Genomic DNA, 18763 nt, shown 5'->3' with positions numbered 1-18763 from the left:
GAGCCAAACATCACCGCTCTTTCAACTCCTTCCAGGCTTCGATGAACTGAAGCGACCCGCTATCGAAAACCGTATAACTCATTGAATCTCAAGGAGTTTTCCGTTTCGACTGCGCCGGAAGTGGGGCAAATTATAGACTTCTGGAATTCGCCGTCAACCACTATTTTCAACTTTATTCGGATTTCAGCGTGATGCGTGCAAAGGCCTTCTTGCCGGCCTGGCAAACGTGCGTTGCACCCACTACATATATAAAGGAGCGATCAACAACCTCGCCATCTATACGCACACCACCAGAAGCCAACAGATCGCGCGCCGCCGCCGAGTTCTTCACCAGGCCCGCTTTATTAAGGACAGCTGCAATCGGCATATCCTCAGCAGAAGCCAACTCGATCTCCGGCAGATCATCCGGCAGCTCACCATCCTTCATGCGGTTGCCCGCCGCACGATGAGCATTGGCCGCAGCCTCCTCACCATGGAAACGCGCAACAATCTCTTCCGCCAACTTGATTTTGATGTCACGCGGATTGGCGCCAGCTTCCACATCAACACGCAAAGCATTGATCTCATCCATGGAGCGGAAGCTGAGCAATTCGAAGTAGCGCCACATCAGCGCATCCGGAATCGAAACCAGCTTGCTGTACATGACGCCCGGTGCTTCCTGAATACCGACATAGTTGCCCAACGACTTGGACATCTTCTTCACGCCATCCAGACCTTCGAGCAGCGGCATCGTCAGAATGCACTGCGCCTCTTGACCATAACCACGTTGCAGCTCACGCCCCATCAGCAAGTTGAACTTCTGATCGGTACCGCCCAACTCGACGTCCGCACGCAAAGCAACCGAGTCGTAACCCTGAACCAGCGGATAGAGGAACTCGTGAATAGCGATCGGTTGATTGGTCGTGTAACGCTTGTCGAAGTCATCGCGCTCAAGCATGCGAGCAACGGTGTATTGCGAAGTCAGGCGAATGAAGTCCGCCGGCCCCATCTGATCCATCCAGGTCGAGTTGAAGGCGACTTCGGTTTTCGCTGGGTCGAGAATTTTGAAGACCTGAGTCTTGTAAGTCTCAGCGTTTTCCAACACCTGCTCGCGAGTCAGTGGAGGTCGAGTGGCGCTCTTGCCGCTCGGATCACCAATCATCCCGGTGAAGTCACCTATAAGGAAGATCACCTGATGCCCCAGCTCCTGGAACTGGCGCAGCTTATTAATAAGCACGGTGTGACCCAAGTGCAGATCCGGAGCGGTCGGATCGAAACCAGCCTTGATACGCAGCGGCTGGCCGCGCTTGAGCTTCTCGATCAGCTCGGACTCGACCAATAGTTCTTCCGCACCACGTTTAATCAGCGCTAGCTGCTCTTCAACCGACTTCATAACAGACCCGCAAGGCTCAGATTCAAAGGGAACCAACCATACAAGATCGCGCACCAATTACAAGTTTTGCCCGGCGCACGGACACCAATCCACAGACGCGATGTCTGTAGACTTGCTTCAGAGATGATTTGGTTATATTTTATACAGTTATTTCATCTTCATCATGTCATTCATCTTTTCCAATTCATCACTTTTCAAAGTCAAAATTACTTATGACCACTGAACCGTCTAAAGCGCCACCGCTTTACCCGAAGACCCACCTGCTCGCCGCAAGTGGTATCGCCGCCCTTCTCAGCCTGGCGCTCCTGGTATTTCCTTCCAGTGATGTTGAAGCCAAAAAGACGACCCTGAGCCTTGAACTGGAAAGTCCTGCTGAACAACTGACACAAGATCAAGACGCTGCTGACGCCGCTCAAGCCACAAATGACCCAGCAGCCTCGCCGTTTGCACAAATCGAAAACACAGAAGAAAACGCTCCGCAAACCGCGGAAGCGGCCCCTGCACCCGCGCCTCTCGCGGAAAAACCAAAAGCTCCAGGCCACCGCGAAGTTGTCGTTTCCAGGGGCGATACGCTCTCCACCCTGTTCGAGAAAGTAGGCCTGCCATCCGCAGCCGTGCATGAAGTACTGGCCAGCGACAAGCAAGCCAAGCAGTTCAGCCAGCTTAAGCACGGCCAGAAGCTCGAATTCGAACTGAACCCGCAAGGCCAGCTAACCAGCCTTCACAGCAAGGTCAGCGATGTTGAAACCATCACCCTGACCAAAAATGACAAGGGTTACGCTTTCAACCGGGTTACCGCAAAACCTACTGTTCGCACTGCCTACGTCCACGGTGTGATCAACAGCTCGTTGTCACAATCCGCCGCGCGTGCCGGCCTCTCGCACAGCCTGACCATGGATATGGCCAGCGTATTCGGCTACGACGTCGACTTCGCGCAGGACATCCGCCAGGGTGACGAATTTGACGTGATCTACGAACAGAAAGTGGTCAACGGTAGAGCCGTCGGTAACGGTCCGATATTGTCCGCCCGCTTCACCAACCGCGGCAAAACCTACACCGCAGTGCGCTACACCAACAAGCAGGGCAACAGCAGCTACTACACCGCCGACGGCAATAGCATGCGCAAGGCGTTCATCCGTACGCCGGTGGACTTCGCTCGCATCAGCTCGAAGTTCTCCATGGGCCGTAAACACCCGATCCTCAACAAAATCCGCGCCCACAAAGGCGTCGATTATGCAGCCCCACGCGGTACGCCGATCAAGGCTGCCGGTGACGGTAAAGTGCTGTTGGCCGGGCGCCGTGGCGGTTACGGCAATACTGTGATCATTCAACACGGCAACACTTACCGTACGCTGTACGGCCACATGCAAGGCTTCGCCAAAGGTGTGAAAACCGGCGGCACGGTCAAGCAGGGTCAAGTAATCGGTTACATTGGCACGACAGGCCTGTCCACCGGCCCGCACTTGCACTATGAGTTCCAGGTCAACGGTGTTCACGTTGATCCACTGGGCCAGAAGTTGCCAATGGCCGATCCGATTGCCAAGGCCGAACGCGCCCGCTTCCTGGCTCAAAGCCAGCCGTTGATGGCGCGTATGGATCAAGAGAAGGCCACTATGCTGGCTTCGAGCAAGCGTTAAGCCATGGCCCTGTATATCGGTGTGATGTCCGGAACCAGCCTCGACGGTCTGGACATCGCCCTGATCGAACAGAGCTCGGCGATCAAACTGATCGCCACGCACTATATTCCCATGCCTGATTCCCTGCGCGCCGAGCTGCTTGGCTTGTGCGCCAGCGGCCCTGACGAGATCGCCCGCTCGGCGATTGCCCAGCAGAACTGGGTGAAGCTTGCCGCACAGGGCATTCACACCCTCCTCAATCAGCAAAATCTCAAACCTGAAGCCATTCGCGCGATCGGCAGCCACGGCCAGACCATTCGCCATGAACCCGCTCGCGGTTTCACCGTACAGATTGGTAACCCTGCCCTGCTGACCGAGCTGACGGGGATAACAGTGGTGAGCGACTTCCGCAGCCGCGATGTCGCTGCTGGCGGTCAAGGCGCCCCTCTGGTGCCCGCCTTTCATGAAGCTTTGTTCGAAGAGCGTAGCGGTAACCAGGCGGTCTTGAATGTCGGCGGTTTCAGCAATCTCAGTCTGATAGAGACGACAAAGCCTGTAGCCGGTTTCGACTGCGGGCCGGGGAATGTGCTGATGGATGCCTGGATTCACCGGCAACGCGGCGAAAACTACGATCGTGACGGCCAATGGGCAGCAACCGGGACTGTGGAGCCATCCCTGCTGAAGGCATTGCTCAGCGATCCGTTCTTCGTGACCAAAGGCCCGAAAAGTACCGGTCGAGAAGTCTTCAACCTGCCTTGGCTGGAGCAACACCTCTCACGCCTGCCAGCCTTCCCCACTGAAAACGTACAGGCCACGCTGCTGGAGCTGACAGCGCTGACCATTGTCGAGTCGCTGCAAAGTGCTCAAACGGACACTCAAGAGCTGCTGGTCTGCGGTGGCGGCGCCCACAACGCCGCGCTGATGAAGCGGCTGGCCGATCTGCTGCCGCACGCGAAGGTCGCCAGCACCGCCACACACGGTGTTGATCCGGACTGGGTTGAAGCCATGGCGTTCGCCTGGCTGGCCCATTGCTGCCTCGAAGGTATCGCCGCCAACCGGCCGAGTGTCACTGGCGCCAGAGGCCTGCGCGTACTCGGCGCCATTTACCCCAACTAAACAAAAACGCCGACAACAAAAAACGCCGCAGAACCCAAGGCTCTGCGGCGTTTTATTGTATGCAGCGAAATGCGATCAGATCGAGAACGAAGACCCGCAACCACAGGTCGTGGTGGCGTTCGGGTTCTTGATCACGAAACGCGAACCTTCCAGACCTTCCTGGTAGTCCACTTCGGCACCCGCGAGGTACTGAAAGCTCATCGGATCAACCACCAGGCTCACGCCTTCGCGCTCGACGATGGTGTCGTCCTCGGCCACATCTTCATCGAAGGTGAAACCGTACTGAAACCCTGAACAACCGCCGCCCGTAACGAATACGCGCAGCTTCAAGCGATCATTCCCCTCTTCATCGACCAGGCTCTTCACCTTGTGCGCGGCACCGTGGGTGAATTGCAAAGCCGTGGGGGTGAAGGATTCGACGCTCATGCTGACTATCTCCCGGCGTTACGCCGCCATAATGCGTGATGACGCGCATTATCCGCTTGTCCGAGAAAATCGGTCAACTATTGTTACGGTATATCAATAAACCCGATCACCGGTTCTGAATGCAAAGAGGCCCGTTCGACGGGCCTCTTTGCTGTGCCGGATAAAGTGTTACGGCAGCATGCCGGCGTGGGACAGACCAAAACGTTCATCCAGCCCAAACAGGATGTTCATGTTCTGCACCGCCTGACCCGACGCGCCTTTGACCAGATTGTCGATCACCGACAACACCACCACCAGATCGCCATCCTGTGGACGGTGAACCGCGATACGGCAAACGTTGGCACCCCGCACGCTACGAGTTTCCGGATGGCTGCCGGTCGGCATTACATCGACGAACGGTTCGTTGGCATAACGCTTTTCGAACAGCGCCTGCAGATCGACCGAGCGATCAACCACAGTGGCGTAGAGCGTGGAATGAATGCCACGAATCATCGGGGTCAGATGCGGGACGAAAGTCAGACCAACATCCTTTCCCCCCGCCGCGCGGCGTAAGCCTTGGCGAATTTCCGGCAAATGACGGTGACCTTTCACCGCATAAGCTTTCATGCTTTCCGACGTCTCCGAGTACAGCGAGCCTACAGCAGCACCACGACCGGCACCGCTGACACCGGATTTGCAGTCGGCGATCAGACGCGAGGCATCGGCCAGACCCGCCTCAAGCAGCGGCAGGAAACCCAGTTGCGTAGCCGTCGGATAGCAACCCGGCACCGCGATCAGGCGAGCTTTCTTGATTTGCTCGCGATTGACTTCCGGCAGGCCGTAGACCGCTTCGTCCAGCAACTCAGGCGCACCGTGTGGCTGACCGTACCACTTGGCCCACTCCTCGGCGTCTTGCAGGCGGAAGTCCGCGGACAGATCGATGACCTTGGTGCCCGCCGCCAGCAATTCACCCGCCAGAGCGTGAGCCACACCGTGCGGCGTGGCGAAGAACACTACGTCGCAAGCACCGAGCGTCTTGATGTCCGGCACGCTGAAAGCCAGGCCGTCGTAGTGACCGCGCAGGTTCGGGTACATGTCAGCCACGGCCAGACCGGCCTCGGATCGGGAAGTGATGACCACCACCTCTGCCTGCGGATGCTGTGCCAACAGACGCAGCAGTTCGACACCGGTGTAACCCGTGCCGCCGACGATACCGACCTTGACCATAAACCTGCCCTCAACGAACCCACTGGAAAGCCGTCGATAATAGGGGCCGCGCGGCCCTGCGACAACCGTCAAGGTGACGTGCGGACGCTCAAGCCTCTACTATCCCGGCTACCGTGAACCTGGGAATAACTAAAAATGCTCTATCTATGGATCAAAGCGTTTCACATCGTCAGCGTCGTCTGCTGGTTTGCCGGCCTGTTCTATCTGCCAAGACTGTTCGTTTATCACGCACAAAGTGAAGATACGGTCAGTAAAGAACGCTTCAGCGTCATGGAGCGCAAGCTGTATCGCGGCATCATGGGCCCGGCGATGATCGCCACGCTGATCTTCGGTGGCTGGCTGATCTATCTCAACCCGAGCCTCTTCAGCATGGGCGGCTGGATTCACGCCAAATTGACCCTCGTCGTCTTGCTGATCGGCTACCACCATATGTGCGGCGCGCAGGTAAAACGTTTCGCCCGTGGCGAGAACACCCGCAGCCATGTCTTTTATCGCTGGTTCAATGAAGTGCCGGTTCTGATATTGCTGGCTATCGTAATTCTGGTCGTGGTCAAACCGTTCTAACTTCAACAAACACAACACTTCGGGGTACCTCCAATGTCGCTGCCCGCTCTGCTCGAACAACGTCTGCGATTGCCGGTTGTGGCGGCGCCGATGTTCCTCATCTCCAATCCGCAATTGGTGCTGGCTTGTTGCCGTAATGGCGTAGTCGGCAGTTTTCCAGCGCTGAACCAGCGCGAAAGTAGCGGGTTCAAAGCCTGGCTGGAAGAGATCGAAGCGGGACTGGCGACACTGGACAACCCCGCGCCTTATGCGGTGAACCTGATCGTGCACAACAGTAATCCGCGCCTGCAGGCGGATCTGGCCATTTGCGTGGAGCACAAGGTGCCGATCGTCATCACCAGCCTCGGCGCGGTGAAGGAATTGGTCGACGCGGTGCACAGCTATGGCGGCCTGGTCTTCCACGACGTGACCACACGCCGACACGCGGAAAAAGCCGCTGAGGCCGGTGTCGACGGTCTGATTGCGGTCGCAGCCGGCGCCGGTGGCCATGCCGGTACCTGGAGCCCGTTTGCGCTGATCGCCGAGATCCGCGAGTTCTTCGATAAAACCCTGCTGCTTGCGGGATGTCTTAACCACGGCCATGAGATTCTCGCCGCACAAATGCTCGGCGCGGATTTGGCCTACTTCGGCACACGATTTATCGGCACCACTGAAAGTCATGCACCTGACGCCTACAAGGAGATGCTGCTGACAGCCAAAGCAGCAGACATCATCCACACTCCAGCAGTGTCGGGTGTTCCGGCAAGTTTCATGCGTCAAAGCCTGGAGGCAGCGGGTTTCGACATGGCCGCGCTGCAAGGCAAAGGCGAAGTGAATTTCGGTGACAAGCTCAAACCGATCAGCGACGAAGCCAAAGCCTGGAAGACCGTGTGGTCGGCCGGCCAAGGCGTGGGACAGATCGACGATCTGCCAGGCGTGGATCAGTTGATCGCGCGTCTGGACGCTGAATATCGTCAGGCCCAGGAACGCGCAGCACAGCTGACAAAGCGCTGGCCACGGTAAAAATCAGGCCCGTCGCTGGTGGACTGGCCTTAAACTAACGACCTTTCATTCTCTTCGCGACAAGGATGCCTCGGCCATGAGCGAACCCCGTTACAAGATCGTTTTCGACGGTGCTCTACAGCCCGGTGTCGATATCACCACCGCCAAGCTCAATCTGGCGGATCTGTTCAAAAGCGATGTTGCCGCCATCGAACGCCTGTTCAATGGCCGTACCGTGGCACTCAAACGCGATCTGTCCCATGGCGATGCGCTAGCCTATCTGCAGGCACTGAGCAAAACCGGGGTCGATGCACGCATCGAATCTGAAACGGCCATCGAACTGAATCTGTCAGACGTCCACGAGCACGCTCCTGCTCCCACTCCCGTCTACGCGGAACCGAACTCACCGTATGCGCCACCCCGCGCCAGCGTTGGTGAAAACCTTCCGGCATTCGCCACGCTCAAACCGTTCAGCGTCGATGGCCGGATTGGACGTCTGCGCTTTCTCGCCTGGACGATGGTCGTGACGTTGGTGAGCCTGCCGATTCTCAGCATATTTGCGCTGATTGCCGTGGGGCTTGTCAGTACCGAGTCCACCAGCGGCCTGATCATTGGCGGCCTCATCGCGGCTTTCCTGGGCCTGGTGCTGGTCATCATCAGCATTTTGTTCACGGTTCAACGCCTGCACGATATCGGCTGGTCGGGCTGGCTCTGGTTGCTGAACCTTGTCCCCTTGGTGGGCAGCATCTTTCCTTTTGTGATCATGATTGTGCCGGGCAATACCGGTGCCAATCGCTACGGGCCGCCCCCTCCGCCCAACAGCACAGCAGTCAAGGTGCTGTGCTCGCTGTGGATCGTGTTCATCGGGTTGTTTATCGTAGGTGGAATGCTCGGCGGCATCTCAGCCATCCAGCAGGAATACGAAACCAGCCTCGAAAGCAGCTACGACAGTGGCTCGGTGACCACCGATGAAATCGACGTCGAGGTCGAACCGGCAGCGAATTCCGCCGACGAGGCAGCCGAAGCGGTGCAGGCCCCTGTAGACTCTGCGAAAGAATGAACAGCGCTCCCCGCCGTGACACCCGCGTCGCTGGCGCGGAGCTGTTGCGATGGAGAAATGCATGACCCGTTACGCTCTGATCACTGGCGCCTCCAGCGGCATCGGCCTGGCCATGGCCGAAGCGCTGGCCCGGCGCGGCCGCAGCCTGATTCTGGTGGCACGACAGCGTGATCAGCTGGAAAGTATTGCGATCGAACTGACCCAGCGCTTCGGCGTCGAGGTGCTGTTCCGCGCCTGCGATCTCGGCGAGCCGCTGCGCCTGTCCGGCTTTTTGCTGGAGCTGGAAGAAGGTGACCGGCAGATTGATCTGTTGGTGAACTGCGCCGGCATCGGTACCTGCGGCCCGTTCCTGGCCCAGGACTGGATGACCGAGCAGGACCTGATCGAGGTGAATATTCTTGCCCTAACCCGTTTGTGCCATGCGATCGGCAACAGCATGGCGTTGCAGGGTGGCGGGCAGATTCTCAACGTCGCCTCGGTGGCAGCGTTCAATCCCGGACCGTGGATGAGCACCTATTACGCCAGCAAGGCCTACGTGCTGCATTTCTCTGAAGCCTTGCGGGTTGAGCTCAAGCAAAGTGCGGTGAAGGTTTCGGTGCTTTGCCCTGGCCCTACCCGCACGGCATTTTTCCGCACCGCGCAGCTGAATAGCGACAAACTCAAAGACAGCAAATTGCTGATGAGCCCAGAAGAGGTCGCGCTGTACACCGTGCGCGCGCTCGACAAGAACCGCGCAATCATCATTCCGGGACGGCGCAATCGCTGGTTCGCATTTCTGCCGCGACTGGGTTCACGCTGGCTTAACCGCACCATCGTCGGCATGGTCAACAAGGCTTACTGCCCGCGCTGAACTGTCCTACGGCAAAACACTGGGCGGGTTCATTCCCCATGAGTACACTCAGGCCAGCCCACACAACGGAGAAAACAGCAGTGGATACTCTGTTCACCAAGATCATCAACCGGGAAATACCGGCCAAGATCATCTACGAGGACGACCAGGTTCTGGCGTTCCACGATATCGCCCCCCAGGCACCGGTGCATTTTCTGGTCATCCCGAAAAAACCGGTGCGTACCCTCAATGACCTGACCGAAGACGACAAGGCGCTGGCCGGGCATATTTTGTTTACTGCGCAGCGACTGGCCCTGGAACTGGGCTGTGAAGAAGGCTTCCGCGTGGTAATGAACTGCAATGAGAAAGGTGGGCAGACCGTCTATCACATTCATATGCACGTGCTCGGCCAACGTCAGATGAACTGGCCGCCGGGCTGATCCAGGGGATCCTACCCTGTGGGAGCGGGCTTGCTCGCGAAGACATCGGCACATTCAAAGTATCAGTGCCAGATACTCCGCCTTCGCGAGCAAGCCCGCTCCCACAAAAAGCAAACCGTGCCCCTGCATGGCAAATGACCCAGCGCAAACGCTCCCCGGCCGATTCGGTTAAACTGGCCGCCGAGATTCTTCCCGGAGGTCAGCATGACTACCCAACGTCACTACTCGCCGATTGACCGGCTTCTGCTGCAAGCCGATGCCGCGATGCGTACCTTGCTGCCCTTCAGCGGCCAGCCGTACCGTCCGTCACCAGCGATTCTGCAACCGGAAACGCAGATGAGCGACGAAGACACCCGCCACGTCGCCGGCCTGATGCGCATCAACCATACCGGCGAAGTCTGCGCCCAGGCGCTGTATCAGGGGCAGGCCTTGACCGCCAAGCTGCCGCAAGTGCGCGAAGCCATGGAGCACGCGGCCGAAGAAGAGATCGATCATCTGGTCTGGTGCGAACAACGCATTCACCAGTTGGGCAGCCACACCAGCGTGCTCAATCCGCTGTTCTACGGCATGTCCTTCGGTATTGGTGCGGTGGCCGGGCTGATCAGCGACAAGGTCAGCCTCGGGTTTGTCGCGGCGACAGAGCATCAGGTGTGCAAACACTTGAACGAGCATCTTGAACAACTGCCTGCCGAGGATGAGAAGTCCCGGGCGATTCTGGAGCAGATGCGTATCGATGAAGAGCACCATGCAGAAAGTGCGCTGGATGCTGGCGGTTTCCGGTTTCCGGCGCCGGTGAAGTTCGGGATGAGTCTTTTGGCGAAGGTGATGACCAAGAGTACTTATCGGATTTGAGAAGTGTATTGCCGGACAGGGCCCCATCGCTGGCAAGCCAGCTCCCACAGGGGTCTTTGTTTCAACAATAAAAAAGGCGACTGTCCTGAGACAGTCGCCTTTTTTTGTGCCCGGGAATCTTAGGTCGGCATGTTGCGCGCGTAGAAGATTTCCAGCATCTCGTGTTTCACACGATCAGTCACTTGAGCGCGTTGCTCAGGGGACAGATTGCTGGTGGCGTCGCCGAACAGATAGTTATCCAGTTCGAAGTTCTTCAGCAGCATTTTGGTGTGGAACAGGTTTTCCTGGTACACGTTCACGTCGGTCATCTGGTACGCGTCGCGAGTGTCTTCGGAAAGGTAGTTCTGGATCGAGTTGATCTCGTGGTCGATGAAGTGCTTGTTGCCTTCAACGTCACGGGTGAAGCCGCGCACACGGTAATCCACGGTCACGATGTCCGAATCGAACTGGTGAATGAGGAAATTGAGCGCTTTAAGCGGTGAAATGACACCACAGGTCGACACGTCGATGTCCACACGGAAAGTCGCAATACCCGCATCCGGATGGATTTCCGGGTAGGTATGCACCGTGATATGGCTCTTGTCGAGGTGGGCCAGGATAATTTCGGGCAACGGGCCAGGCGATTCTTCAATCTGGCTTTCGGTCGGAGTCACCGGCTCTTCCGAGATCAGAATCGTGACGCTGGCACCCTGAGGCTCATAGTTCTGACTCGCAATGTTCAGAATGTTGGCACCAATGATTTCGACAACTTCCGTGAGGATCTGCGTCAGGCGTTCGGCGTTGTACTCTTGATTGATGTACTCGACGTACGCCTGCTGGTCTTGCGGGGTCTCCGCGTAGCAGATGTCATAGATGTTGAAGCTCAAGGTCTTTGTCAGGTTATTGAACCCGTGGAGCTTGAGTTTGCTTTTCACCGTTAAAAACTCTCTATGTATGCGGCACGGCCGCGTGATCAAGCATGCCCGTCAAGTGCGAACAACGCACCTGCGTAGGACGGTTAACACCTCTTCGCGATGGCGATTTTGGTTATCTGTTCAGGCGGATGACCCGTCGGCTGACCGATCACTGCCCTGAAAAAAGTGGCGCATTATGCAGACGTCAGCGAGGGATCGCCAGAGTCTGCACTGCTTTTATGATAGTTGAATGTCGCTTCAACCGAGTTCGACGATTTCGTAGTCGTGAGTGATCGCCACGCCAGCGGCACCGAGCATGATCGAGGCGGAGCAATATTTTTCGGCGGACAGTTCGATGGCGCGTTTGACCTGGGCTTCTTTCAATCCACGGCCCTTGACCACGAAGTGCATGTGGATCTTGGTGAACACCTTTGGATCTTCGGTCGCGCGCTCGGCTTCGAGGAAGGCTTCACAGCTTTCAACGGCCTGACGGGACTTCTTCAGAATGCTGACCACGTCGAAGTTGCTGCAACCGCCGACGCCCAGCAGGAGCATTTCCATCGGACGAACGCCCAGATTACGACCACCGGCGTCCGGCGGACCGTCCATGACCACGACATGGCCACTACCGGATTCGCCGAGGAACATGGCTTCGCCAGCCCATTGGATGCGTGCCTTCATCGCCCAGACTCCACTGTAAAAAAAGGGTCGCCAGCTTAGCACAGGGTTTTGCTCTGACAGCGCGCGGCGTTCCTAGGACGGATGCTCCAACTGCGTAGGTAATTTCTCGAATTTGCGACGAAGTGTCTGGTAAGCTGGCGCCAATTCGCTGGCGCCCATGCCGCCAGCCGTGTAGCGACCGCCTTCAGCGCCTCATAAAAAAATCAAACATCACCGTGCAGTCTTTTCGGGATACAACCATGGTTGCTATTACCCCCACACCCAAAATCAAGAACGTCGACAAGCTGTTGATGCACTGTCAGCGCCGCCGTCATGCGGCCAAGAGCAACATCATTTGCGCAGGCGACCGTTCGGACACGCTGTACTTCATTATCAAGGGCTCCGTAACGATCCTGATTGAGGATGACGACGGCCGCGAGATGATCATCGCGTACCTCAACGCCGGGGATTTCTTCGGCGAACTGGGCCTGTTCGAACAGGCAGGCCAGGAGCAGCAGCGCAGCGCCTGGGTGCGGGCCAAGGTCGAATGTGAAACCGCGGAAATCAGCTATGCGAAATTCCGCGAGTTGTCGCAGCAGGATCCAGACATTCTTTACGTGCTCAGCGGACAAATCGCACAGCGCCTGCGCAATACCACGCGCAAGGTCGGCGATCTGGCGTTCTTCGACGTCACCGGTCGCGTGGCCCGATGCCTGCTGGAACTGTGCAAACAGCCGGACGCAATGACCCATCCGGACGGTATGCAGATCAAGGTGACCCGTCAGGAAATCGGGCGGATTGTCGGCTGTTCGCGGGAGATGGTCGGTCGCGTGCTCAAGGATCTTGAGGAACGCAACCTGGTCAATGTGAAGGGCAAGACCATGGTGGTCTTCGGCACTCGTTAAACGCGAACGCTTAAACGCTGTACATCTGCGCCAGCATTAAACGAAACAACTCATCGAGACGCGCCAAAGCCTGCGGCGCGTTGAATTTTTCATGCAGGGCAATGTGGCTTTGCGCGCGGACCCGCTGCTCCAGACCACAGGCTGCGTTGAAGCGATTGACTGCCGCCACCATCGATTCGCGCTCGTTATCCACCAGCATCGCACCGTGTACCAGCCCTACCGGACGCTGTCCGCCCTGACTCTGGCGCCAGCGCTGGGCGGTGCCGACCATCTTGCGGCCGTCGAGATTGACGTTGAAGCGACCGTCGCAAAACGCCCCGTCGATTTCGCCCAGGGACGACATGCCGCCCAACTCATCCAGCAATTGGCAGATCGGATCGCACAGACGGCGGTAGCCGGTTTCGATGCGGTTGAGATCGCCTTCGCTGCGAGGCGGTGCGTAAACCAGTGCGATATTGATGGTCGCGGCCGATTGCGGGACCGGTTCGCCGCCGGTTTCGCGCAGCAGAACTGGCCAGCCGGCGGCGGCGGAGACTTCGCAGGCGTGCTCGAAACCGGGGAGACGGTTGAGGCGCCGGGGCATGACCAGAGCGCGGTCGCTGGGTTGCCAGAAAAGCAGGCCGAATTCCGCGTCACCGGCGCAGATCGAGGCGAGCAAGTCCTGTTCGGCTTGCAGGCCGGCTTCGATGGTGAGGGAGGTAGGCAGCGACATTAAGAACTCCGGCAGATCAAAAATCTTCGGGGAAATTGAATCCCTCTTCGCGAGCAAGCCCGCTCCCACAGGTGAAATGCAATCCAAATGTGGGAGCGGGCTTGCTCGCGAAGGGGTCGACTCGGTCTGAGGGAACTCAGTCGAGTGTCGAACCGCTTACCGCAGTGCCACGCTCAGGGAAAAACAGGCGTTGTAATTCGGTGCCCGGGCTTTCCGCACGCATGAACGCCTCACCGACGAGGAACGCATAAACGTCGCTGATTTCCATCAGCTCGACATCGGCACGGTTGAGGATACCGCTCTCGGTAATCACCAGACGATCGCGCGGGATGCGTGGCAGCAGGTCAAGGGTGGTTTCCAGGCTGACGTCGAAGGTGTGCAGGTTACGGTTGTTGATCCCGACCAGTGGCGTGTCGAGGGTTTTCAACGCGCGCTCCAGCTCATCGCCGTCATGCACTTCAACCAGCACGTCGAGACCGACGCTTTTGGCCACGGAAGCCAACTCGGCCATTTTCACGTCGTCCAGCGCGGAGACGATCAACAACACGCAATCGGCGCCCAGCGCACGGGCTTCAACGATCTGGTACGGATCGATCATGAAGTCCTTGCGGATCACCGGTAGTTTGCACGCGGCACGAGCCTGCTGCAGATAGGCATCGGCGCCCTGGAAGTAGTCGATATCGGTCAGCACCGACAGACAGGTCGCCCCGCCCTTCTCGTAGCTTTTGGCGATGTCGGCGGGAACGAAGTCCTCGCGAATCACGCCTTTGCTCGGCGATGCCTTTTTGATTTCGGCAATCACCGCCGGTTGTTTCTTCTTCGCCTGCGCCAGCAATGCCTGGGCAAATCCACGGGGTGCATCGGCCGCCTTGGCCAGACTTTCCAGCTCGCTCAGGCTCACACGAGCGCTACGCTCGGCGACTTCCTGAACCTTGCGGGCCAGAATGTTTTCCAGAACCGTCGGTACACTCATCCTTCATTCTCCACTCTGAATACCGCGGTAAAGGCACCCAGCTCCTCGAGTTTTTCCCGAGCGAGGCCGGTGTGCAGAGCGTCGTGCGCAAGCTCTACGCCCTGTTTCAAACTGCTGGCGACGTCGGCGGCGTACAGCGCTGCACCGGCGTTGAGCACAATCATTTCAGCAGCTTTTTGACCGTTTTCGGTTTTGCGCTTGCCCAGTGCATCGCGGATCAGCGCGAGCGAGGCTTCCGGGCCGTCGACTGACAGACCGTGCAGGCTCTGGCTCTTCATGCCCAGATCTTCCGGCTCGACCCAATATTCGGTGATCTCGTTGTTTTTCAGCTCAGCGACAAAAGTCGGCGCAGCCAGACTGAATTCGTCCAGGCCATCCTTCGAATGCACCACCAGCACATGCTTGCTGCCCAGACGCTGCAAGACTTCAGCCAACGGACGGCAAAGTGCAGGGTTGAACACACCCACGACCTGATGTTTAACCCCGGCCGGATTCGTAAGCGGGCCGAGCATGTTGAACAGCGTACGCAGGCCGAGATCGCGGCGCGGGCCGGCAGCGTACTTCATGGCTTTGTGATGGGTCTGGGCGAACATGAAACCGATGCCGACGTTGTCGATACAACGGGCGACCTGAACCGGGGTCAGGTTGAGATAGATACCGGCGGCTTCGAGCAAGTCGGCACTGCCGCTCTTGCCCGATACCGCACGGTTGCCGTGCTTGGCCACGGTGCAACCCGCCGCCGCCACAACAAAAGAAGAAGCGGTCGATACGTTGAAAATGTTGGCACCGTCACCGCCGGTGCCCACCACATCGACCACACCGTCGAGGGTCTTGAGTTCGACCTGATCGGCCAGCTCACGCATCACCGATACGGCGCCGACGATCTCGTCGATGCTCTCACTCTTCATGCGCATGGCCATCATGAACGCGCCGATCTGCGCGTCGGTGCATTGGCCGGTCATGATTTCGCGCATCACATCGCGCATTTCATCGGTGCTGAGGTCGAGGTGATCGACGATACGGCTCAGGGCTGTCTTGATATTCATGGGAAGTCCTTAGCGCGTGCCGCCGGTTTGTTTGAGGAAGTTGGCAAACAGTTCATGGCCCTGTTCGGTCAGGATCGACTCGGGGTGGAACTGTACGCCCTCAATGTTCAGGGTCTTGTGACGCAGGCCCATGATTTCGTCGACGCTGCCGTCATCGTGTTGCGTCCACGCGGTCAGCTCCAGGCAATCGGGCAACGTCTCGTGCTTGACGATCAGCGAGTGGTAGCGGGTGACGGTCAGCGGACGGTTGAGGCCGGCGAAAACGCCTTTGTCCTCGTGGAATACCGGACTAGTCTTACCGTGCATCACTTGGCGGGCACGCACCACATCACCACCAAAGGCTTGGCCGATGGACTGGTGACCAAGGCAGACACCGAGGATTGGCAGCTTGCCAGCGAAATGCTTGATGGCGTCGATGGAGATGCCGGCCTCGGTGGGCGTGCAAGGGCCTGGGGACACCACGATGCGCTCGGGCTTAAGCGCTTCGATTTCAGCAATGGTCAGTTCGTCGTTGCGCACGACTTTGACTTCAGCACCCAGTTCGCCGAGGTATTGCACAACGTTGTAAGTAAAGGAGTCGTAGTTGTCGATCATCAGCAACATGGCGTTTCGAACCTCTTGAATTCTGACTTGAAGACAGCCTTCAGATGACTTGCCCGCAGGGCGCTGCACGATGTCGGACGCACAAGTCGCGTCGGCAAAGCGGCATTTCAAACGGGCAAGGAAGGCAAAGCGATACAGATCCGGCCAGGCCGGCAGAAAAGATTCAGGCGCGCCAACGCCAACGGGCGTGTGCCTTGATGACTTGATCCAGAAGTTTGCTGGTGATCAACACGGGGGAGGTCTCGTTCATACGTTCCAGCACAGTAACTTAGCTGGGCAGAGCGTGCAATATGGCGGGGCCTGTGGCGGAGAAATCCAGAGGAGAGTTCGCGACCGATAGCAAAAGGCCGGAAGTTTTTGGTACTGTCGTTTCGCTCACCTACAACAATAAATAAACGGACTTGCTCATGATCAAACAGACGTTGTTTGTACCGCTGGCCGGCTGCTTGCTCGCACTGGCCTGCGCCCAGGCGAATGCCGCACCCAATCCTTATTCGAGCTTCATTGTCTTTGGTGACAGCCTCAACGATGCCGGGACCTTTACCGACACCGGCGGCCCGGCCGGCGCCACTCAGCGCTACACCAACCGTACCGGCCCGGTTTATCTGGATGGCAGCGGTGAACTGCGCTCGCTGAACTCCACGCAACTACTTGGCGGCCGCCTCGGCTTCACGCCGGACCAGACGGCCTCTTCCAGCTCGGCAGTGCGCGCCGACAATGGCCAGCCCGACGGCAACAACTGGGCAGTCGGCGGTTATCGCACCGACCAGATCCTCGACTCGATCACCACTCAATCGGCCACGGGCGAACGCACGCGCGCCGGATACTTGCCCTCGAACGGCTTCCGCGCCGATCCGAATGCGCTGTATTACATCTCCGGCGGCGGCAATGACTTCCTCCAGGGTCGGATTCTCAGCCTGCCCCAAGCCAATGCAGCGGCAGACCGACTGGCCGACAGCGTGCAAACCCTGCAAACCGCCGGTGCCAAATACGTCATGGTCTGGTTGTTGCCTGACGTCGGCCTGACCCCGGCCATCAACGGCACGCCGTTGCAGGCTTTAAGCAGTCAGCTCGCCAGCCAGTTCAACAGCCAACTCGTCACGCGCTTACAAGGCATCAACGCCGAGATCATTCCGCTGAACATTCCGGTTCTGCTGTCCGAGGCGTTTGCCGATCCGGGCCGCTTTGGTCTGGCCACCGACCAGAACCTGACGGCCACCTGCTTCAGCGGCAGCGGTTGCACGGAAAACGCCCGTTACGGCATTAATAGCGCGACACCGGATCCGAGCAAGCTGATCTACAACGACGGCGTGCACCCGACCGAAGCCGGGCAGAAACTGATCTCCGACTACGCCTACTCCCTTCTCGCCGCGCCGTGGGAACTGACACTGCTGCCGGAAATGGCCCACGCCACGGTTCGCGCGCATCAGGATGAACTGCGCAGCCAATGGCAGGCCGATTGGGAAAACTGGCAGGCGGTCGGCCAATGGCGCGCAATTGTTTCCGCCGGCGGCCAGCATCTGGATGTCGACAGCCAAAGCAGCGGCGCCAGCGCTGACGGCAGCGGTTACAACCTCAACGTGGGTGGCAGCTATCGTCTCAATGAAGCTTGGCGTGTGGGGGTAGCGGCCGGTTTCTACCGGCAGAACCTCGAGGCCGGGCATAACGATTCGGACTACAAACTCAATAGCTACATGGCCACGGCATTTGCCCAGTACCAGCAGAATCGTTGGTGGGCTGACGCAGCGTTGACTGGCGGCAAACTCGACTACGACAACCTCAAGCGCAAGTTCGATCTCGGCGCCAGCGAAGGTGCAGAAAAAGGCGACACTGACGGCAGCCTCTGGGCGTTCAGTACCCGAATCGGTTACGACATTGCCCAGCCGGGTAGCGAATGGCACCTGTCGCCGTTCGTCAGCGCTGATTACGCCAGTGTCGATGTTGACGGCTACTCGGAAAAGAGCAATCGCGCCACCGCGCTGACCTTCGATGACCAGACCCGCGATTCGAAGCGTTTGGGCGTCGGTATTCAGGGCAAGTACAACATCACACCGCAAACCCAGGTGTTCGGCGAATACGCCCACGAACGTGAGTACGAAGATGACGTGCAGAAGGTCAACATCGCGCTCAACACCCTGCCGGCCAACGACTTCACTCTTGAAGGCTATACACCGCAAAGTCACTTGAACCGCTTGAGCCTGGGCGTCAGCCACAAACTCACGGCAGATCTGGCGCTGCGTGGTGGGTACACCTTGCGCAAGGATGATGACTTCACCCAGCAAGGGGTTAACGTCGGGGTGGTGCTGGATTTCTAAATCGCAGGCACAAAAAAGCGGCGCACTCTCGGGCGCCGCTTTTTTATTGCCGAACACAAAGCCCACTGTGGGAGATTCTATGGTTGAGGGGAAGCCCTCAACTGACTTTTGTCTGATATTCGCTTTGCCCTTTCAGCAAGGCGAATACCACCCGAGCAAGTTTGCGAGCCAGCATCACCAACGCCTGCGTGGTG

General features: G+C 58.1%; 19 protein-coding genes and 1 pseudogene. 10 read left to right on the top strand and 10 right to left on the bottom strand.

The genetic code is table 11. The features are described 5' to 3' along the window. Window positions 1–172: 172 nt before the first annotated feature. A complete protein-coding gene (tyrS, locus tag CKW18_RS28460) occupies window positions 173–1372 on the bottom strand; it encodes a tyrosine--tRNA ligase (RefSeq protein WP_095191825.1) in 1200 nt (399 codons plus the stop codon). A 212-nt stretch (window positions 1373–1584) separates the two neighbouring features. Between tyrS and CKW18_RS28455 the strand changes: the two genes are divergently transcribed. Together CKW18_RS28455 and CKW18_RS28450 are read left to right on the top strand one after the other, a co-directional pair. After that, on the top strand, window positions 1585–3009 hold the full coding sequence (locus CKW18_RS28455; RefSeq protein ID WP_095191824.1) for a peptidoglycan DD-metalloendopeptidase family protein: 1425 nt from the start codon (window positions 1585–1587) through the stop codon (window positions 3007–3009). Window positions 3010–3012: 3 nt separating this feature from the next. Then, window positions 3013–4104 carry an anhydro-N-acetylmuramic acid kinase gene (locus CKW18_RS28450; RefSeq protein ID WP_095191823.1) on the top strand — a complete coding sequence of 364 codons (1092 nt, stop codon included), beginning with the start codon at window positions 3013–3015 and terminating at the stop codon, window positions 4102–4104. Between the two features lie 75 nt (window positions 4105–4179). Here the strand turns inward: CKW18_RS28450 and erpA are convergent, their stop codons facing one another. Beyond that, window positions 4180–4530: an iron-sulfur cluster insertion protein ErpA gene (gene erpA, locus CKW18_RS28445; protein WP_008077999.1), complete on the bottom strand. Its 351-nt coding sequence runs from the start codon at window positions 4528–4530 to the stop codon at window positions 4180–4182. Between the two features lie 168 nt (window positions 4531–4698). Next, the gene (argC, locus tag CKW18_RS28440; RefSeq protein ID WP_095191822.1) at window positions 4699–5736 is read right to left on the bottom strand and encodes an N-acetyl-gamma-glutamyl-phosphate reductase; all 1038 of its coding nucleotides are present in this window, start codon (window positions 5734–5736) and stop codon (window positions 4699–4701) included. 135 nt (window positions 5737–5871) lie between these two features. On the opposite strand from argC, the gene hemJ reads away from it, so the two are divergent. The 6 genes from hemJ to coq7 all read left to right on the top strand — a co-directional run bounded on the left by hemJ (window position 5872) and on the right by coq7 (window position 10462). Next, the gene (gene hemJ / locus CKW18_RS28435) at window positions 5872–6300 is read left to right on the top strand and encodes a protoporphyrinogen oxidase HemJ (protein ID WP_095191821.1); all 429 of its coding nucleotides are present in this window, start codon (window positions 5872–5874) and stop codon (window positions 6298–6300) included. Window positions 6301–6333: 33 nt separating this feature from the next. Continuing rightward, a complete protein-coding gene (locus CKW18_RS28430) occupies window positions 6334–7302 on the top strand; it encodes a nitronate monooxygenase family protein (RefSeq protein WP_095191820.1) in 969 nt (322 codons plus the stop codon). 76 nt (window positions 7303–7378) lie between these two features. After that, on the top strand, window positions 7379–8341 hold the full coding sequence (locus CKW18_RS28425; RefSeq protein WP_095191819.1) for a DUF805 domain-containing protein: 963 nt from the start codon (window positions 7379–7381) through the stop codon (window positions 8339–8341). A 61-nt stretch (window positions 8342–8402) separates the two neighbouring features. After that, window positions 8403–9191 (top strand): SDR family oxidoreductase, encoded by a 789-nt coding sequence (locus CKW18_RS28420; protein ID WP_034155108.1) that lies wholly within the window; start codon window positions 8403–8405, stop codon window positions 9189–9191. A gap of 80 nt (window positions 9192–9271) precedes the next feature. Next, a complete protein-coding gene (locus CKW18_RS28415) occupies window positions 9272–9610 on the top strand; it encodes a histidine triad nucleotide-binding protein (protein ID WP_003228789.1) in 339 nt (112 codons plus the stop codon). 204 nt (window positions 9611–9814) lie between these two features. Beyond that, window positions 9815–10462, top strand: a complete 648-nt coding sequence (coq7, locus tag CKW18_RS28410) for a 2-polyprenyl-3-methyl-6-methoxy-1,4-benzoquinone monooxygenase (RefSeq protein WP_095191818.1) — start codon at window positions 9815–9817, stop codon at window positions 10460–10462. A 119-nt stretch (window positions 10463–10581) separates the two neighbouring features. Here coq7 and speD read toward each other — a convergent pair whose 3' ends face one another. Together speD and CKW18_RS28400 are read right to left on the bottom strand one after the other, a co-directional pair. After that, window positions 10582–11376, bottom strand: a complete 795-nt coding sequence (gene speD / locus CKW18_RS28405; RefSeq protein WP_095191817.1) for an adenosylmethionine decarboxylase — start codon at window positions 11374–11376, stop codon at window positions 10582–10584. Between the two features lie 237 nt (window positions 11377–11613). Next, window positions 11614–12036 (bottom strand): OsmC family protein, encoded by a 423-nt coding sequence (locus CKW18_RS28400; protein ID WP_003228794.1) that lies wholly within the window; start codon window positions 12034–12036, stop codon window positions 11614–11616. A 239-nt stretch (window positions 12037–12275) separates the two neighbouring features. Here CKW18_RS28400 and crp point away from each other — a divergent pair, with 239 nt between their 5' ends. Next, the gene (gene crp, locus CKW18_RS28395; RefSeq protein WP_095191816.1) at window positions 12276–12920 is read left to right on the top strand and encodes a cAMP-activated global transcriptional regulator CRP; all 645 of its coding nucleotides are present in this window, start codon (window positions 12276–12278) and stop codon (window positions 12918–12920) included. A gap of 10 nt (window positions 12921–12930) precedes the next feature. Here crp and CKW18_RS28390 read toward each other — a convergent pair whose 3' ends face one another. The 4 genes from CKW18_RS28390 to CKW18_RS28375 all read right to left on the bottom strand — a co-directional run bounded on the left by CKW18_RS28390 (window position 12931) and on the right by CKW18_RS28375 (window position 16254). Then, a complete protein-coding gene (locus CKW18_RS28390) occupies window positions 12931–13632 on the bottom strand; it encodes a lipoate--protein ligase family protein (protein ID WP_095191815.1) in 702 nt (233 codons plus the stop codon). A 136-nt stretch (window positions 13633–13768) separates the two neighbouring features. Beyond that, window positions 13769–14605, bottom strand: a complete 837-nt coding sequence (gene trpC / locus CKW18_RS28385) for an indole-3-glycerol phosphate synthase TrpC (RefSeq protein ID WP_095191814.1) — start codon at window positions 14603–14605, stop codon at window positions 13769–13771. Then, complete coding sequence (gene trpD, locus CKW18_RS28380; RefSeq protein WP_095191813.1) at window positions 14602–15651, bottom strand: anthranilate phosphoribosyltransferase; 1050 nt, start codon at window positions 15649–15651, stop codon at window positions 14602–14604. The genes trpC and trpD overlap by 4 nt, the downstream gene beginning before the upstream one ends. A gap of 9 nt (window positions 15652–15660) precedes the next feature. Continuing rightward, window positions 15661–16254 carry an aminodeoxychorismate/anthranilate synthase component II gene (locus tag CKW18_RS28375; protein ID WP_095191812.1) on the bottom strand — a complete coding sequence of 198 codons (594 nt, stop codon included), beginning with the start codon at window positions 16252–16254 and terminating at the stop codon, window positions 15661–15663. Between the two features lie 407 nt (window positions 16255–16661). Here CKW18_RS28375 and estP point away from each other — a divergent pair, with 407 nt between their 5' ends. Beyond that, window positions 16662–18569: an esterase EstP gene (gene estP, locus CKW18_RS28370; protein WP_095191811.1), complete on the top strand. Its 1908-nt coding sequence runs from the start codon at window positions 16662–16664 to the stop codon at window positions 18567–18569. A 97-nt stretch (window positions 18570–18666) separates the two neighbouring features. On the opposite strand, the pseudogene CKW18_RS28365 reads toward estP, so the two are convergent. After that, window positions 18667–18763: pseudogene (locus CKW18_RS28365) on the bottom strand (IS110 family transposase); the annotation flags it as partial.

The organism is Pseudomonas sp. Irchel 3E19, from assembly GCF_900187585.1.
Classification (GTDB): domain Bacteria; phylum Pseudomonadota; class Gammaproteobacteria; order Pseudomonadales; family Pseudomonadaceae; genus Aquipseudomonas; species Aquipseudomonas baetica.
This window is presented reverse-complemented; position numbering and strand designations above follow the sequence as displayed.

Excerpts from the sequence above, each read along its gene's own strand:
- tyrS (WP_095191825.1), bottom strand. The coding sequence starts at position 1,372 with ATGAAGTCGGTTGAAGAGCAGCTAGCGCTGATTAAACGTGGTGCGGAA.
- CKW18_RS28455 (WP_095191824.1), top strand. The coding sequence starts at position 1,585 with ATGACCACTGAACCGTCTAAAGCGCCACCGCTTTACCCGAAGACCCAC.
- CKW18_RS28450 (WP_095191823.1), top strand. The coding sequence starts at position 3,013 with ATGGCCCTGTATATCGGTGTGATGTCCGGAACCAGCCTCGACGGTCTG.
- erpA (WP_008077999.1), bottom strand. The coding sequence starts at position 4,530 with ATGAGCGTCGAATCCTTCACCCCCACGGCTTTGCAATTCACCCACGGT.
- argC (WP_095191822.1), bottom strand. The coding sequence starts at position 5,736 with ATGGTCAAGGTCGGTATCGTCGGCGGCACGGGTTACACCGGTGTCGAA.
- hemJ (WP_095191821.1), top strand. The coding sequence starts at position 5,872 with ATGCTCTATCTATGGATCAAAGCGTTTCACATCGTCAGCGTCGTCTGC.
- CKW18_RS28430 (WP_095191820.1), top strand. The coding sequence starts at position 6,334 with ATGTCGCTGCCCGCTCTGCTCGAACAACGTCTGCGATTGCCGGTTGTG.
- CKW18_RS28425 (WP_095191819.1), top strand. The coding sequence starts at position 7,379 with ATGAGCGAACCCCGTTACAAGATCGTTTTCGACGGTGCTCTACAGCCC.
- CKW18_RS28420 (WP_034155108.1), top strand. The coding sequence starts at position 8,403 with ATGACCCGTTACGCTCTGATCACTGGCGCCTCCAGCGGCATCGGCCTG.
- coq7 (WP_095191818.1), top strand. The coding sequence starts at position 9,815 with ATGACTACCCAACGTCACTACTCGCCGATTGACCGGCTTCTGCTGCAA.
- CKW18_RS28400 (WP_003228794.1), bottom strand. The coding sequence starts at position 12,036 with ATGAAGGCACGCATCCAATGGGCTGGCGAAGCCATGTTCCTCGGCGAA.
- crp (WP_095191816.1), top strand. The coding sequence starts at position 12,276 with ATGGTTGCTATTACCCCCACACCCAAAATCAAGAACGTCGACAAGCTG.
- CKW18_RS28390 (WP_095191815.1), bottom strand. The coding sequence starts at position 13,632 with ATGTCGCTGCCTACCTCCCTCACCATCGAAGCCGGCCTGCAAGCCGAA.
- trpC (WP_095191814.1), bottom strand. The coding sequence starts at position 14,605 with ATGAGTGTACCGACGGTTCTGGAAAACATTCTGGCCCGCAAGGTTCAG.
- trpD (WP_095191813.1), bottom strand. The coding sequence starts at position 15,651 with ATGAATATCAAGACAGCCCTGAGCCGTATCGTCGATCACCTCGACCTC.
- CKW18_RS28375 (WP_095191812.1), bottom strand. The coding sequence starts at position 16,254 with ATGTTGCTGATGATCGACAACTACGACTCCTTTACTTACAACGTTGTG.
- estP (WP_095191811.1), top strand. The coding sequence starts at position 16,662 with ATGATCAAACAGACGTTGTTTGTACCGCTGGCCGGCTGCTTGCTCGCA.